The following is a 14,537-nucleotide window of genomic DNA, read 5'->3' on the forward strand; positions in this document are numbered from 1 at the left end:
CGTCTTCTACGCAACGAGGGACGCGTCCGTCTTCACCGACTTCTGCAACAAAAAACCGGAGATCTTGCTGCCGCAGGCGAGGAGGTCGGCAGGGTCCATGCTTGCGACTTCCGGCGCGGTGATACCTGGTGCACTGATGCGCGGCAGGATCTTGATGAGGGTGGCGACGTCCATATTCAGCAGGTCCACCAGTTGCACACCGCGCAGCTCGCCGGATTGCGGTTTGCGTAGGGTGATGCTGTCGATGACGGTCTTGCCACGGGTGATCGGGGTGTCCAGGACGACGGTGTTGTCGTCAACCGGCGGCAAGGCTTCGAGGGTGTCTTCAGGTTTCATTTGTGGCTCCAGATTGCAGGGTTAACCGCCCTGGGACAGGGCGAGAAGGGTTAGATACCGAGGGCTTGGCGCTGCTTTTCCAGCATGTCCACGCCGTTCACGTTCTCGATGAAATTGAGCAGGTCGATCTCGATGATTTCTTCGTTATCGACGATCAGTTTGTAATAGGTGCAGGTGGTGGTGATGCTGTGTTCGGTGTCTTCGCCCGGCTGCGCATCGCCCATTTCGATGGTCTCATGCCGACCGCGCATGACGACCTCCACGGCACTGACTTCCTCGGTGTCGTCCTGTTGGAACGCGCCGGTAAAGCGCAAGGCAATACCCGAGGCATTGACGGCGCCGAACTGTTTGAGGGCGATCAGATCCAGGCCGCCGGTCTTCCATTCGAACTGGATGCCGTCATCCGAGAAGCCGAGATCAGCCTTGACCGGGCCATTCATGCCACCGCCGCGATAGGCTTCCATCTTGCGGCCGAGCGGGGGCATGGTGACCGACTTGACCACACCGAGGTAGCTGTTGGCGTCGTTGAACAGGTTGAGGTTTTTGAGTTTGCGGGGCATGGCCATGGCGGGGGTCTCCGTTGCTCAGGCACAGGGTCAGCTCCCCTTTCGGGGAGGCCCGGGTTAGCTGTTGATCTTGCTAGCGAAGTCCATCAGGTAGCGGTCGGTGATGCGTTGCCGCAATGTGAGGTCTTCCAGCGGCGGCACCGGCGTGTAGTCGTAGTCCAGGACCAACGTGCCTGCCTTGAGTGTGTCCTTGTCGTTGGCGTCTTCCGGATACCAACACCTACCTCCGATCAGATAGCCCGCCGTGACCAACTCGCGGAACTTCGCATTGATCCCTTCAATAAGGTCGCGCACCAGGGAGGCATGCAGCGGCACGTCCACTGCCCACATGTGCGCTTCGGCCATGGTGTCGGCGAGGATCTGCGCGGTGCGTGTGTAGTTCTCGAAGGTAAACAGCGGGTCTACGCTGGTGGTGCGGCTGCCCCAGAAGCGAAATCCGCCCTCATTGATGAGTGTGGTGACTTCGTTGCTGTTGAGGTAGTTGGCGTCCGTGGCCGGGTTTTGCAGATCCCAAAACACGTCGGCGCTGATGCCGGTGACGCCGTTGACCGCGACGTTGGACAGCGTCTTGTGCCAGCCCACCTCCTGATCGATCTTGGCGCGCAGACCCAATGCCCGGGCCACCGCCGAGGCGGTGACGGTAGCGTTGGTGACGGTGCTCCAGTTCTGGAACTCCGGCCAGATGACCATGACTTCACGGGCGCCAAAGTTGTCACGATAGGCGACCACTTCTTCCTTGGTTTTGCAGCCCCAAGCGCTCACATAGGCGAAGGCGCGCAGCTGCTGAGCGATGGTGACCAGGGCGGTGGCCACCGGCAGGCTGTCGAGGCCTGGCACACCGAGGATGCGCGGCACCATGCCGACGCGGGCCTTGGCGGCGAGCAGGGCTTTCATGCCGGTGTATTTGCCCTCGGCGGTGGTGGTGCCGATCAGGGCGCTGGTGGTTTCTGCCTCGGTCTCGCCTTCCTTTACTCGCACGACGATGGTGTAGGGCTTGGTTTGGTCGGCGATGGCCTGAAGACTCTTCGCCAGGGTGCCCGTAGTGCCGGCCTTGCCGATTGCGGTTTGTACGTTGGTCAGCAGGACCGGTGTGTCGAATGGGAAAGCGGTGGCATCAGCGTCGTCGGCCGTGCAGACCATGCCGATAACAGCGGTGGGGATGGTGCGAATGGGGCGGGTGCCGTCGTTGAGTTCGATGACCCGCACGCCGTGGAGATAATCGGCCATGGGTTTGCCTGCGCAGTGATTGGGATGACAGTGCACAGGCTGCCGCGCGCGCGCCGGTTGGGCGAGCGCGGAGGCTTGTAGGAGAGCGGATTACAGAAGGCGCGAGTTTCTTACTGGATCTGCTCATCGATCCAGGCAGGTGAGATGGGCCGGAACTCCACCTCCGGGAACGTCTCCGTTTGAGGCCAATCTCGAAGCGCTTGCCGGTAAATTAGCAATTCTGAAAACTGAGAGGCTGACAGGGTGGTTTCTTTTCCAAGATCCTGTTCATCCCTATGACGTGTGACGAGCCATTCGCTAGCGGTCAGTTTCGCATCGCGCCAGGCACGTTCGGCGCTAGCCTGGTCGTCCTCGTCCCGTGATGGCTCACTGAACGTTTCGCCGTCATACCTCCAACCTTGTTTTACATCAGTTCCGCAGGGCTCCCACGTCAAATCAGGATGGAACCGTTCAAGTGGGTCGATATCTGTGACTTCGTGCACAACGTTATTTTGGATTAATGCCCACATATCGATCACCATCTGATAACTACTTGACCAGACGACCCGTTGCCGCCGTTCCCGTTCTCATTGCCACCACCGCCACCGCTGCCAGGTAGCGTACTGCTCATGCCGCCGGTTCCTATCGAGCCTGAACCCGCCCCATAGCCCCTACCGCCTGCGCCGTGACCTCCGCCGTAAATGGAAGTCGATGAGGCTGAGCCGTTATCGTGGCGGGTCGCGTGTGCTCCCATCCCTAAAGTCGTGTTTATATCTCCGCCAGATCCCAGCCCCGCAGTGCCGCCATACCACTTTGATGCACCCCCACCTCCGGTAGCACTCATGAAGCTACCGAACGACGAGGCGCCGCCTGAGAACGCGTCAGCTTCGTTTCCTACGGTGCCAGCACCACCGGCTCCGACCGTTACCGTCACGGTGGTAACACCGGTTAAATCTACCAGGCCTTCAGCGATACCCCCGCCGCCGCCACCCCCGCCGCCATGCGAGTAACGACCACCACCACCGCCACCCGCAATAACCCGGACCCACGCCTTGCTTACGCCTGCCGGTTTTGTCCAAGTGAAAACACCGGCGGTGCTGTAGCTCTGCACGCCACGATAGGGAAGGTCCGCATTGACGGAGTCCACGGTTGCTATTTGTCGCCAGGGTAGCCAAACGCCTGCTGTGTTTTTAGTGCGGAAAAACATGTACGAAACACTGTCCGAAACAAGCGAGTCCCAAATCTGGGTTGCCATGCTGGAGCTGCCACGTTCCATATGGAAAACGGTGCCGTTGGGAATAGTCGTTGAGGCTCCGTAGATTGCAGGCTTCGTGCCCGTGGTGCTTGTTGACACCATATAGATCCCATCGAGCGAGAGAGTGTCGATGTTCCCCGTGTAGTTAAAGGCAGTGGAACCCAACCCAAACTGAGCCATGATTGCTCGGACGGCCGCAGATGTAGCGATTTTGGTGCTGTTGTCAGTTCCCGTTACCGTTGGGGCCGTTGGGGTTCCGGTAAGGGCTGGGGAGTTGATCGGTGCATACCCCCAAGTTACGTCTTGAAAGGTGAGAGCGGTGCTACCAAGGCTGATCGCCCCGTCTGTCACCAGTTGCCAACGGCTGTCGGCTTGGGTGCTGCCTTGCTCGACAGACACCAACAGTGCTGGCGTCACTTCAGCGTTGCTGTCGGCATCTGGGGCACGTTGCCAGGCGTTGGTTGCGACAATGTATAAGCCGTTGTCTTTGGCGGCAGACTGGTTTTTCACCAATACCCGGTCGCCGGCAAGCAAAGTCACGCCATCAACCACCTGCAACCCGGTGAGAGCGATGTTTCCCGTGGTGGCTACGCGCACCGACTGCTTGCTGTCGAGCTTGTTGATCTCGTCGCGAATTTTCGAATCCACGTAAGTACGGGTGGCCAGAACAACGCTCGGGTCGATCTTCAGCTCGACATTGGCGGTGTTGCTGACGATAAGGTTCATCCGGACCACCTGTGTACGGCCCGAGCCTTGACTCAGCAATGGCTTGAAGCTTGGCGCGCAGTTCGCCACCGCGACCAGGTCACCGTCAGCGTCATACAGCCCGACCTCACGAATCCACCAGCCACCGACGTTTTCTGGAATGACCTGCTCGGCGACGATGATGTTGGGGTTGGCAGGGTCCACGCTCAGTTGGTTCAACGGGGCACGACGGCGCTCGTTGATCAAGTGGGTCTGTTGCTCGTCAGGGATCGGGTCGGTGCCGTTGGCATCACCGACGCCCATCTGCGCGAAAGTCCAGGGAATGCCCAGGGCGTCCGCGTTGGCCTGCTTGGCCTTGCCGACGGCGGTAAGGATGGCGAAAAACTGGCTGTTCTGGTCTGTCATGGGTAGATGTCCATGGTGTCGATCTGGTGTTCACGGCCGCCCTGATGGATGTAGCCCGTGACCTCGATGTCTCGCTGTGTGGGTGGGTAGATATCGATCTCGTCACCTTCGGTGATGCAGGCGCCGATATGAACTGATCCGGTTGTTTCCAGGCTGATGGCGAGCCCGGTGAGATGGCGTGTTAGGGGTCTGGCATCGTCGATCAGCCAGGTGAGTTCCTGGTACATCTCTTCGGTGATACCGGTGTCCAGTACGCCAACCTTGAGTCTGAAGGTGGCCCGAGGGCCGACCGGAACGGTCTGCCACCATTCGATGATTTCGATCAGGTAGCCGAGCGGTTCAACGACACGGCGCAGTGACCCGATAGTGCCCTTGCGCGAATGGATGTAGTACGCGCTGCGGATGGCGGCGCGCTTGGCCACTTCGGTCCACTTGCTGTCCCAGCGGTCCACGGAGAAAGCCCAGGCCAGGTAGGGCAAAAGGGGCAGCGGGCAAAGGTCGGGGTTGTACAGCGTGCGCAATGGAATCGGCACACGCTGGATCTGGGCCAGCGCCTGCGCCGCTTGACGCTCCAACGGCGTCGAATTGCTTGGAAGAAGGGGCGCGTCTGCCATCATTCGACCCCCAACGCCAAATCGACGGCCGTGCAATACGGGGCCTGGTACTTCGTGGCAACGATGTCTGCCCAGTTCTCCAGCACGACCTTGCGCACCCCCTCGACGTGTAGCGACGCATGGATAATGGATTCCGAAACCTCCAAGCCCAGGCGGCGCCGTTGGTGCACGAAAGCCAGCAACTGCGCATTGGCCGCCGCGAGAATCAACTCGCTCTCAGGGCCGGACGTCGAGAGAAACAGCTTGGCCTTGACCTGGTAGTTGATGACCTGGGCGCTTTGCACGGTGAGCCGATCCGCGACAGGGCGGCGGTCGTCGTCGCTGAGGTAGGCATTGACCTTTGCCAGTAGCGCGGGCGAGGCGGTGCCGTCGCCAAGGATCGATTGCACCGTCACCACGGCCTCGGCCGGGGCGGGACTCTCGGCAGTGGCGTCGGCAACCTGGCCGTCAGCAGAGCGCGCATGAAAGATGTAGCTGTTACGCGGGCCGGCAGTGCTGAGGCCTTCCCACGCCATTTGAGCCCGCTCCCGCAGGCTGTCGTCGCTCTCCATCAGCAACGGAACTGGCGGCACGGCCGAGGGCTTGGCGGCCTGAATGACCAGGCGTTTGACGTTGAAGTTGCCGGCCAGGTTCTCCAGATCGCTGCCCTTTGCCAGGGCCAGCATATTAGCGACGGACGCCTCATTGACGCGTTGGCGCCACACCGTCTCGCGGTAGGCGTTCTCCTGGAGCAGTTTGGTCAAGGGCTCAGATTCCAGCTCAAGCCGTGCGGCGATCTCGGCTTGTTCCTCGACCGGCCAGAGGCCGATGGCGTAGGCCTTGCGCTCGGCGAGGATCTGCTCGTAATCGACCTGCTCAACGACCTCGGGCGCGGGGAGCTGGCCCAGGTCAATCGCGACAAATGAGTTCATGCGCTGCCCCCCAAGTTCAGCGGTACGCTCAGGCTCAACGGCTCGTTGCTATCGACGATGCTGCCCTCGATATCCAACGAGGATTGACCTTGCAGCGTGGCGCCCTGGAACTGCACGCGGCTCAGGCTGATACGCGGCTCCCAGCGCATCAGCGCCATGACGGAGGCCGCGTACACCTGCAAGCCGGTGACATCGTTGAAAGGGTGGTCCACCAGCTCGTGCAACAGGCTGCCGTATTCGCGCCGCATCACCCGGGTACCTATGCGCGTGCTGAGGACGTCGCTCATGGATTGGGCGATGCTCTCCACGGTGGTGATGGCGGCGCCGGTGTGTCGATTCATTCCGGTTTCCCCGTCTTGCCGCTGCCAGGCATGACGTCACCGTGCAGGTGCTTCACCAGGCTGATGCCGGTGGCCACCACATCTACCGAGACGGTGACCTTACCGGTGACGTTCTGGTTGCCGGTCTGGGTGTAATCGCCCTGGTGCGTGATGTTGCCGACGATGTTGATACCGCCAGTGCTGACCAGGTTGGTGGTGCCGCCATCGGTGAGCGTGGCGTTGAGGTGGTGAGCGACGCTGTCGTACTCGATCACCGTGCCGTCGCGGTAGGTGACTCGGTGTAGGCCCTCGCGGTCGCCGTTGGCGGGGATCTGGTCGCTGAAAAGGCCAGTCAAGGCGACACCGTTGCCGAGTTGGCCCGAGGGGCTGAACAGCAGAACCTGCTCATTGACGGTCGGTGGGTTCCACTCTCGGTCGGCGCCGGCCCGCAGGGCGATCCACGGCAGCCAGGCAGTGGTCAGAGTTCCGGTTTTGACCTGCACACGCGGGGGCTGCATCTGGACGGCAGCGATGGTGCCGAAGCGGATGAGGTTTTCTATCAGGCGGGCGAGGGTGGCTAAGTCGTTCATGGCGCGAATAGTCGCGATATGGGCGGACTATTTCATCGTGAACGACTTGTGCCGGGCTGAATTACAGGCGGCGATTGAAAGGGCTACTTATTTACGGCTGGAGATTGAGCCTCTTTAACAGGTTTGATTTCGTTTTTCTTGAATTCATGCCAGACGTCATGTTCAAACCTGGTCATGGAGCATATGTTCTTTTGCAGCAGGCTAATGGAAAATAAACTACCAATATCATCCAGCTTATGTCCGCTTTGAAGTGCGGTGTCTTCACTGCCGTCAGCAATGGCTGAGGTGCCTGCGCGTATCGCCTTTAGTTCGTCGTATACTTTTTCATAGGGCGTCGTAAACTCGACTGTTAAGGTGTCTTTGTCACGATATCCGCTGTAGATAGGTATTATTGAAAAGCCTTCGTCAACATTCGAGTCAGGGTCTTGAAGGCTACCAAGACTAGATACGCAGCCGATATAGACTTTGCGGTCTTCCATGCTGAACATGTACAGATGCTTTTCTGAAAGAGAGTCGAGCAGTAGCGCTTGATGCGTACTGGTTGGAAGCATTGTCTCTAAGATAAAAAATCTAGTGAGATAATCATTTTTGAGTTTGTATCTTAGTTGTGTGAACTTAAATCTGGCTTTGGCAATGTAATAAGTGATGATTGGGGATGTGAATATGCAGAAAACTAAAATTGAGAATAGATGTTTGTCTTGGCTTTTGGTTAGTTCGCGTTCCACGAACAGATCTGCAAGGCCAAAGTATCCTTCTGTGAGGTATTCAACTATAAATGCAAATAACAGGCAAGGGAGCGTGACGAAAAGGCCTCGCATTGCGATATGCAGGTATAAGGTCTGGCCTTCGTATTTTGAAATTAGAGTTTTGTCGTAAAAATTAAATCTGCAATAGATGAAGCCACAAATCAAAATAGGTAGGACTAGAAGAAAACCCATTATTGTCCTTAACTGGATTTAGAGATTGCAATCTTCGCTTCTTCACAAGCATTTAAGAAATCAGCGTCATGTAGAATCTTTGATGTGCTGATTGTCACCGCACCTTTTGTGGAGACGCGAACCTCACCTTCCAAGCGATTGATACGCTCGGCGACTGCCAGCAGCTCCTCTGATGGAGGAGAAATGCGGTCCAAAAAAGATACCAAAAAACCCTTGCCGCTCATGATGCTTCTCCCATGACCCTCTGAATTGTTCAAAGGATAGCAGTGATTAATCCCTACATTGGTTGGTTTTCAATGTCAAGGTATTTTCCGCTGCAATAGGATCGCAGCCTACCACACCGCACACCGGATTTCTAAGCAGTGAGATGAGCGAGCAAGTAGTCTCGGATTAGATCCAAATCGGGCTCAGAAAGACCCAGCAGCTCGCGCTTTTCATATTTCACGTCCGGGGCGCCACGTTCGGCACGATCCTTCAACCCATACTGGTGGACTCTGGCTATCCTCGCAATCCGTCCTGTAAACCCTACGCTGATAGCATTGCCGTCGCCCTGGACCTTCAAAAAGCTCGCCGTGCGCAGCTTCTGAAACATTTGCACCTTTCGCTTCACCCTTCCTTGTTTTCCCCGCAAGTTGCGCTGCTTTCGCGGCGCGTACTTGCTCCCGTCCGGGTTGCGTTGGGCGATGATCCGCTGCTGCTGGCTTCGCCGCAGGGCTTGGCCGATGCTGCGGGCCAGTTTGTTGCGCGATGCCGGTTCCAGTTGTCCCAGCAGGCCGGCCGCCCAATCCTCCAGCGTTTCCAATCGGTTGGTCATTTCTGCACGACCCATTCACTGCCGGTGCCTTGAGCGCCAGGTACCCACGCAGGGTCAAGGAACGCGGCGACCTGCCGAGGTTCGCCAGGATGGTGGATGGTGGTATTGCCGTCGGCGTCTTTCCCCACAACCACACGCTCGGTCAGCGGCAATGTCAGGCTCAGGTCCACTTTGCTGTTGTCCAGGATATCGGCCTCGAACTGGATGCCTTCGGCGGACTTGTTCAAGTTCTCCAGCAGCTCGGACTGGTTCACGCTCAGCCAGCCCAGCAGTGGCAACATGACGCTGTCGGGGTGACCGGCGTATTCGGTGAGGATGACCTGTAAATCAAAGCTGTATTCGAACGACAACGAAGCAGCCGCGGTGCAGCGGATTTTGCCGTTGTCGATGAAGATCAGCAGCCGGTCGGGGTTGTGCTTGAGTTCTCCCACGGTCGCCAGCAGATGGGCGCGCAGGCTTTCGGGTTTGTTCATGGGGCCGCCTGTTGATGGTTGAACACCATGTCTACCTGGCCGGCGCATTCAGCCCATGCGGCTTCGACGCGGTCCTGGTCGGTGAGCTGATCGCCGTTATTGAGTGGGCTTGTCGCCGGCAGGGTGCAGGGCACCACGGCCGGACAACCACTGACGATAAGCGTCGGCGCCGGTGAGGGCGGGGCGCTCGCGCAGCCGGCGAGCAAGCTCAGGCAAAGGCTGGTCAGCCCAGTTGCGAAGGTCTTCGTTTTCACGTTTCAGCGCCTCGATGGTTTGCTCGCGCTTTGCCAGGCCCTGGCGTAGCTGATCTTGCTGGGTCCGCAGGGCGGCTTGGGCAACGCGTTCGGCGTTCAGGGTGGTTTGCAGCGTGCCGACCGTGGTGCGCAGCCTGTCAGCTTCAGCGCGTGCGGTTTTGGTGTCCTTCTCCGCCAGCTCGGTGTTCTTCTCGGCTACGGTGAGGCGCTGTTCCTGGCCCCAGATCAGCAGAGCCAGGGCGCCCAGCAGGGCGATGCCGTACAGCGCCTGGCGCAGGGTGCTCATGCGCGGTACCAGCCCAGTTTGTTCATGCCGCCGACGTCCAACAGCTCCACCGGACCTCGCACGATGACTACCCGACAACCGGGTGTCATGTAGGCCAGGGCTTCGCACAGCAGCTCCATATCGGCTTGTTCAGTATTTTCCGGCACCACCAACAGGTTGCCGTCTTGGACGTCCAGTTTGCGCACCGCCTCCAGATCGATCATGCCGCCACCACCTGGCCGCAGCCGCACTCAGCGTGCCGCTCATAGGCGCGCTGGAGCTTGATGTCGTACAGGTTCCGCTGGTAATCCGGGCCGTTGTAGAGCTTGGCGAATTCGGCCCATTTACGGCCTTTCAAGGCCTTGTGCAGCACCGGGTCGGTCTGGATGAAACGCACGAAGGCCGCGAACTGTTGAGACTCGCCTGCACTCATGTCCTCGACCAGCGCTTGCACGCTGGCATAGCCCAGGCGGTGCCAGTGAAAGCCCATAATCTGGAACGCGCCCCAGGAAGCGGATTCCAGCGCGGCGGTGTCATCGATCAGGCGGGCGTGGCTCAGGCGTTGGTGCTCAGCAGTGCCGCCGGCATAGCCGCCGGACTTCGGGTTGACGATGGCCGGATTGGCGGCGGCCAACTGGTCGGCGTGGCGCTTGAGTTCGTCGGGGTTGTCGCCTTCGTGGCGCGGCGTCGCGAGCTGGCGGTACATGATGTGCCGCTCGAATAGAATCACCGGCTTGCCATTCGCCAGGAAGCCCTTGCCCTTGGATTCAATCTCGTTGACGGCATAGACGCTTGCCAGCGGTACGTCGAGGATCTGCGCGGCTTTTACCAGGTCTTCGTTTTTCAACAGGAGCTGACAGTCACCGCCGGCCAGGCTGGCCTGGGTCTTTTCGCCGGCAACGCCATCGGCGACCAAACCGACTTTCAACTGATACGCCCGCACGGCGGCCTCGGTGGAATCGCCATAGTCGCCATCCACCACCAGTGCGGCGCCGTGGTCGTTCAGGTTTTTTTGCAGGATGCGCACCGCCTGGGAGCGGTCGCCGTGGCGAAGCGTCGTCATAGCTGTTCTACCTTGCGAGTGAAAAACTTCTTGGCAGCGGCGCGAGTCCCTTCGACCCCAAGCAAACCGATTACCCCACCGAAGAACGGTGCGGTTGAGGCGGGGATGCCGAGTAGTGCCAGGCCATGACTGGCGGCCAGTGCCAGGGCGCCGCAAAGGGGGGCCTCAACAGCCATCCGCCGCAAGGTGCCGCCGCCGTACATGATCCGTAGGGCGGCGATGGTCAGAGCCAGGATCCCCGCATAAAGGGCAGGCCAGTTCTGTTCGAGCCAGGCGGCGAGCCAGGCCCAGGTGTCGGGACGTTCAGGCATGCGCTTCATTCCGTAATCCAGGGTTGGTGGGTTCGTGGGCTCGCTGCGGGATGGTTAGTCCCATAGGTTCACCATCTGCCGCTGTGGGGCTGCCGTCTGGGCTTCTGGCATTTGCACAGCCAGGCCTTGGGGCAGGATCGGACCGTAGTCGGCCAGGCCGGGGTTGGCTTCGAGTACCGCTTCGGTCACGCCGGCGGTGCGGCCGTAGTGACGCCAGCACAGGGCGTCAACGGTGTCGTTTTGAAAGGCTCGAACGGTGACAGGCATCAGATCAGCTCCACGGTGGTGCGGTTGATGCCGAGGAAGTCACGCACGGCCCAGCGCAGGTCGCGGCGGTAATCGTCGATGTTTGGCGTGAGATCTTCGGCGTTCTGGTTGCCGCTGTTGGTGGTGTCGTAGGAGCGGTAACGCTCACACACTTCGGCGCCGGTGGCGGCTTCGATGGCGCGGCGGTAGAGGTGCACCAGGACAGATACGTCATTGATTTTTTCGCCGGGAACGGCTGCCAGTTCGGCATGGCCTGCGGCCTGCTGGATGGCGCGCCATCCGCTCAGCTCGCGATTGACGCTGATGGCGGCGGCAACGGCGGCGGTTTCCAATCGTGGCGCGGTGACGCTGGCATCGATCCGCAGGGTGGCTCGCAGCTCGTCGAGATCAATCGAGGGCCAGAAGGCGTCGGTGTTGATATGGCCGCTGGCGACGGGGCCGCTGGCTACGAATCCGCTCATGGAACAGCACTCAAAAATAGGTCGCCGGTGGTCGGGGCTTCACGTTCAGGAGGAGCGGCCTGGCCGATCCGCCCCGAGCCGGCGGGGTGCGTGGGGACGCTCGGTTAGCCGGCAGGGCCGGCAAGTTTGTTGAGCAGGCGTTCGGCCCGCTCCAGATCTTTCTTGCCACCGCAGGCGTCGTGCAGGGCGATGGCTTTTTTCAGTAGATCCACACCGACCTGGAGCTTGCCGGGTTGGCCCGGTGCCTCTTCGGTGATGCCTTCCAGCGTGGCGCGGCCCATGGCGAGGAACAGCTTGGCGCGGGCTTGGTCGGGCATGTCCTCGGCGTCGGTGAGTTCTGCGGTGCGGTGCAGGATTGCCAGGTCGAACGGTTCGCCAACCTTCTGGGCCTTGAAGGCTGCCGTGGCTACTTCCTCGGCGACCAAGCAGCCCAAGGTGCGGGCGAAGCGGTCGGGCATGACCATCTTGTGTTCCAGCACGTATGTCGCGATGTCGAGCCCACCGGTGAAGTCGCCAGCATCGAAGCGCCAGACCATGACGGTGGTCAGTACCTCGTCCTGCGCGCCCTGACCGCCTTCCAGCACACCTTGCACATAGGATTCATAGCTCGGCAGCAATTGGCGCTTTAGTTCTGCCTTGCCTTGGTTTGACTGGACCTGTTTCAGGCGCAGGCGATCTTGCAGCAGCTGGTTGAGCTGGTGCTCGTAGGCCGTCGCGCCCGCCATGGTCTGGGTGGGCTCGGTCGCTGCCGCCTCGATGGCGGCAGTGACGCGCTGGTAGTGGCGCTTGGCGAGGCTGTTAGCCATGGATCAGGCCTCCTCAAGCTCGATGTTTTCGATCAGGCAGCCGAGGCCGTAATCCTCGACGACATACGCGTCGTTGCTGGACTCGTAGTTTTCGATGCGGTTTTTTTCCGGTGCTTCTTTGACATAGCGGCGCCGACCGCCGATCTGCCAGTAGATGGCCAGGTTCGCCAGGGTGGTGACCAGCGCCCCGCCGTCTGGCACATACGGCACCTCGACCGGCTGCTTTCCGCCCATGCGCTTCTGCGAAAGGATCATGTCGGTTGCCAGTTTTTCGGAGGCCGGCTGTTCCTTGTTGATCAGCGGGAAATACTTGTCGTGCACCAGGTTGCTGCCCAGGATGACCACGATGCCCGGATCCTTGCGGTGCCATGGGTCGATCAGGTTGGCGATGGCGTCGAACACCAATGCATCGAGGTTGTTGTAGTCGGCGCTGGCACCACTGCCGATGACGATTTTGCCGGCAGTTTTCCCATCCTTGAGGACTCGCGCAGGCGCGTTGAGGCGGTACTGTTCCAGCCAGCCGATATTGACGTCTTGCAGCAAAGGATTGGCCTGGCGGTCGGTCGTAGCGGCTGCGCTGACACCGTTGAAGCCGATCATGATGCGGTCGAGCGCCTGGCGCTTGAGGATCGCATCGCGCAGGCGAGCCTGGAAGTCTGGAAATTTCGCCCAGGCATCAAGCTGCGCGTAGCGGATTGCGGTGTCGAAGTCGGTTTTCTTGGCCTCGTAACCTTTCTTGTCGGTGGAGGATACATCGCGAGGTTGGCGAACGCCGTTGCCGGTGGTGTCGGTACGACCGGCAATGGTGCTGCTGACACCCAAGCCGACTTTTTCGCCCTGGAGTTCATCGACTCCGATGATCCCGATTTGGCTCAGGAACTCGCTGGATTCCTGCATCCGGGTTTCCAACGTCTGTTGAACCGTAGGGTCAACGGAAAAGGTCGCGGAGGTTGAAGACACGCCGTTGAGTCGAGCGAGCTGGCTCAGGTAGGCGTTGAAGTGTTCGCGAGTATCGTTGCGCATGAATATCGTCCTTCGTTTGTTCGGGGCTGTGGGTGGCCGATTGTTAGCAGTCGGTCATGACCTGTTTGTCGCCACCGGTAACCGGAGGGCGCGTCTGTTGGTTGTGGTCCTGTGTGGTGGAGAGCTTGGTTTTCAACTCCGTGAGTTCCGTGCTGATCTGTTCGAGCTGGGTTTTCAGCCCCGCCGAAAATCTCTTTTCAGCGGCCAGTTGATCGGGCAGATCCTTGACGTGTTCGGCGATGGCTTCGACGGCTTCGCCGATCTGGGCGAACTCGGTGTCGTCCTTGGCCTGTTTGCCGGTCAGCAGCGCCTGCACCTTGCTGAACAGCTGGGCGCCGATGCTTGGCTTCTCTTCGATTTCTTCAAACTTCAACTCGGTTTCCAACGCCTCGGTAAACATCGAGGTCGCCGAGTAGTGGCGGTCCTTGAACGGACTGGCGTCGGGTTTCTGGGCCGAGAACGCCAGGACGTCGGTGCCCAAGCTGGCGGGCGAGTCGGTCACGGCCAGGCCGACGATGTAGGCCTCGCCGGTATCGGCAAAGCTGTCGTCGATTTCGATGGAGGTGTAAATCTTCTGTTTCGCCTTGTTCATGGCGATCAGCTCGGGGGTGGGCTCAACCTGGGCGAACAGGGCCAGTTTTTTCTGGCCGTTGATGTCTACCTCTTCGGTTTTCACTGCCAGCACGTCGCCATAGGCTTTGAACGGGCTGTCTGGCAGCAGGCTGCGGAAATGTTCCAGCCAGATACGGGCGCCGTAGGTGGACGGGTTGAAGTTCTTGGCGGCCTGTTCCAGCCAGCTGCGTTTGATGGTGCGCTTGTCCGAAGTGGCGCCCTCGACGGCGACGCGGAACCAGTTGCTGCGAAACTTCTTCATGCCGGGAATCCTCAGTGCGTGGGGCGCCTGCTGGGTTGAGCAGTGCGTTGCAATGAGGGGCATGGTCGTCACGGGCGCGA

The 14,537-nt window shown here is 59.8% G+C and carries 22 protein-coding genes and 1 pseudogene; all 23 read right to left on the reverse strand.

All coding sequences use genetic code 11. The annotated features are described in order from the left end of the window. Positions 1-6 precede the first annotated feature (6 nt). Positions 7-336: a phage tail assembly protein gene (locus PSH84_RS14230; protein WP_305483107.1), complete on the reverse strand. Its 330-nt coding sequence runs from the start codon at positions 334-336 to the stop codon at positions 7-9. 50 nt (positions 337-386) lie between these two features. Further along, positions 387-902 (reverse strand): phage major tail tube protein, encoded by a 516-nt coding sequence (locus PSH84_RS14235; RefSeq protein WP_305483108.1) that lies wholly within the window; start codon positions 900-902, stop codon positions 387-389. A 57-nt stretch (positions 903-959) separates the two neighbouring features. Next, positions 960-2,129, reverse strand: coding sequence for a phage tail sheath protein (locus tag PSH84_RS14240; RefSeq protein ID WP_305483109.1), 1,170 nt, complete (start codon positions 2,127-2,129; stop codon positions 960-962). 110 nt (positions 2,130-2,239) lie between these two features. Then, positions 2,240-2,650, reverse strand: a complete 411-nt coding sequence (locus tag PSH84_RS14245) for a phage tail assembly chaperone (RefSeq protein ID WP_305483110.1) — start codon at positions 2,648-2,650, stop codon at positions 2,240-2,242. After that, a complete protein-coding gene (locus PSH84_RS14250) occupies positions 2,644-4,473 on the reverse strand; it encodes a phage tail-collar fiber domain-containing protein (protein WP_305483111.1) in 1,830 nt (609 codons plus the stop codon). The genes PSH84_RS14245 and PSH84_RS14250 overlap by 7 nt, the downstream gene beginning before the upstream one ends. Further along, positions 4,470-5,087: a phage tail protein I gene (locus tag PSH84_RS14255; RefSeq protein WP_305483171.1), complete on the reverse strand. Its 618-nt coding sequence runs from the start codon at positions 5,085-5,087 to the stop codon at positions 4,470-4,472. Before PSH84_RS14255 ends, PSH84_RS14250 begins: the two co-directional genes overlap by 4 nt. Next, complete coding sequence (locus PSH84_RS14260; RefSeq protein WP_025569499.1) at positions 5,087-5,998, reverse strand: baseplate J/gp47 family protein; 912 nt, start codon at positions 5,996-5,998, stop codon at positions 5,087-5,089. Before PSH84_RS14260 ends, PSH84_RS14255 begins: the two co-directional genes overlap by 1 nt. Next, the gene (locus PSH84_RS14265) at positions 5,995-6,339 is read right to left on the reverse strand and encodes a GPW/gp25 family protein (RefSeq protein WP_305483112.1); all 345 of its coding nucleotides are present in this window, start codon (positions 6,337-6,339) and stop codon (positions 5,995-5,997) included. Before PSH84_RS14265 ends, PSH84_RS14260 begins: the two co-directional genes overlap by 4 nt. Continuing rightward, positions 6,336-6,908, reverse strand: a complete 573-nt coding sequence (locus PSH84_RS14270; protein ID WP_305483113.1) for a phage baseplate assembly protein V — start codon at positions 6,906-6,908, stop codon at positions 6,336-6,338. Before PSH84_RS14270 ends, PSH84_RS14265 begins: the two co-directional genes overlap by 4 nt. A gap of 83 nt (positions 6,909-6,991) precedes the next feature. Next, positions 6,992-7,846 (reverse strand): hypothetical protein, encoded by an 855-nt coding sequence (locus PSH84_RS14275; protein WP_305483114.1) that lies wholly within the window; start codon positions 7,844-7,846, stop codon positions 6,992-6,994. A gap of 8 nt (positions 7,847-7,854) precedes the next feature. Beyond that, complete coding sequence (locus PSH84_RS14280) at positions 7,855-8,070, reverse strand: hypothetical protein (protein WP_305483115.1); 216 nt, start codon at positions 8,068-8,070, stop codon at positions 7,855-7,857. Positions 8,071-8,201: 131 nt separating this feature from the next. Beyond that, the gene (locus PSH84_RS14285; protein WP_305483116.1) at positions 8,202-8,660 is read right to left on the reverse strand and encodes a phage virion morphogenesis protein; all 459 of its coding nucleotides are present in this window, start codon (positions 8,658-8,660) and stop codon (positions 8,202-8,204) included. Beyond that, positions 8,657-9,133 (reverse strand): phage tail protein, encoded by a 477-nt coding sequence (locus PSH84_RS14290; protein WP_305483117.1) that lies wholly within the window; start codon positions 9,131-9,133, stop codon positions 8,657-8,659. Before PSH84_RS14290 ends, PSH84_RS14285 begins: the two co-directional genes overlap by 4 nt. After that, a pseudogene (lysC, locus tag PSH84_RS14295) lies at positions 9,130-9,318 on the reverse strand (Rz1-like lysis system protein LysC); the annotation flags it as partial. The gene PSH84_RS14290 and the pseudogene lysC, both read right to left, overlap by 4 nt. Then, on the reverse strand, positions 9,230-9,673 hold the full coding sequence (gene lysB / locus PSH84_RS14300; protein WP_027912638.1) for an Rz-like lysis system protein LysB: 444 nt from the start codon (positions 9,671-9,673) through the stop codon (positions 9,230-9,232). The pseudogene lysC and the gene lysB, both read right to left, overlap by 89 nt. Next, positions 9,670-9,876 (reverse strand): hypothetical protein, encoded by a 207-nt coding sequence (locus tag PSH84_RS14305; protein ID WP_003199762.1) that lies wholly within the window; start codon positions 9,874-9,876, stop codon positions 9,670-9,672. Before PSH84_RS14305 ends, lysB begins: the two co-directional genes overlap by 4 nt. Continuing rightward, positions 9,873-10,715, reverse strand: coding sequence for an N-acetylmuramidase domain-containing protein (locus PSH84_RS14310; RefSeq protein WP_305483118.1), 843 nt, complete (start codon positions 10,713-10,715; stop codon positions 9,873-9,875). The genes PSH84_RS14305 and PSH84_RS14310 overlap by 4 nt, the downstream gene beginning before the upstream one ends. Then, positions 10,712-11,035 (reverse strand): phage holin, lambda family, encoded by a 324-nt coding sequence (locus PSH84_RS14315; RefSeq protein WP_003183304.1) that lies wholly within the window; start codon positions 11,033-11,035, stop codon positions 10,712-10,714. Before PSH84_RS14315 ends, PSH84_RS14310 begins: the two co-directional genes overlap by 4 nt. 45 nt (positions 11,036-11,080) lie before the next feature. Further along, entirely contained in the window at positions 11,081-11,293 is a 213-nt protein-coding gene (locus PSH84_RS14320; protein WP_003199765.1) for a tail protein X, read from the reverse strand. After that, positions 11,293-11,754 (reverse strand): head completion/stabilization protein, encoded by a 462-nt coding sequence (locus tag PSH84_RS14325; protein ID WP_305483119.1) that lies wholly within the window; start codon positions 11,752-11,754, stop codon positions 11,293-11,295. Before PSH84_RS14325 ends, PSH84_RS14320 begins: the two co-directional genes overlap by 1 nt. 104 nt (positions 11,755-11,858) lie before the next feature. Continuing rightward, entirely contained in the window at positions 11,859-12,560 is a 702-nt protein-coding gene (locus PSH84_RS14330) for a phage terminase small subunit (protein ID WP_305483120.1), read from the reverse strand. Positions 12,561-12,563: 3 nt separating this feature from the next. After that, the gene (locus tag PSH84_RS14335; RefSeq protein ID WP_305483121.1) at positions 12,564-13,583 is read right to left on the reverse strand and encodes a phage major capsid protein, P2 family; all 1,020 of its coding nucleotides are present in this window, start codon (positions 13,581-13,583) and stop codon (positions 12,564-12,566) included. A 43-nt stretch (positions 13,584-13,626) separates the two neighbouring features. Further along, positions 13,627-14,457, reverse strand: coding sequence for a GPO family capsid scaffolding protein (locus PSH84_RS14340; RefSeq protein ID WP_305483122.1), 831 nt, complete (start codon positions 14,455-14,457; stop codon positions 13,627-13,629). Between the last annotated feature and the right edge of the window lie 80 nt (positions 14,458-14,537).

This window comes from Pseudomonas beijingensis (assembly GCF_030687295.1).
GTDB classification, from domain to species: Bacteria; Pseudomonadota; Gammaproteobacteria; order Pseudomonadales; family Pseudomonadaceae; genus Aquipseudomonas; species Aquipseudomonas beijingensis.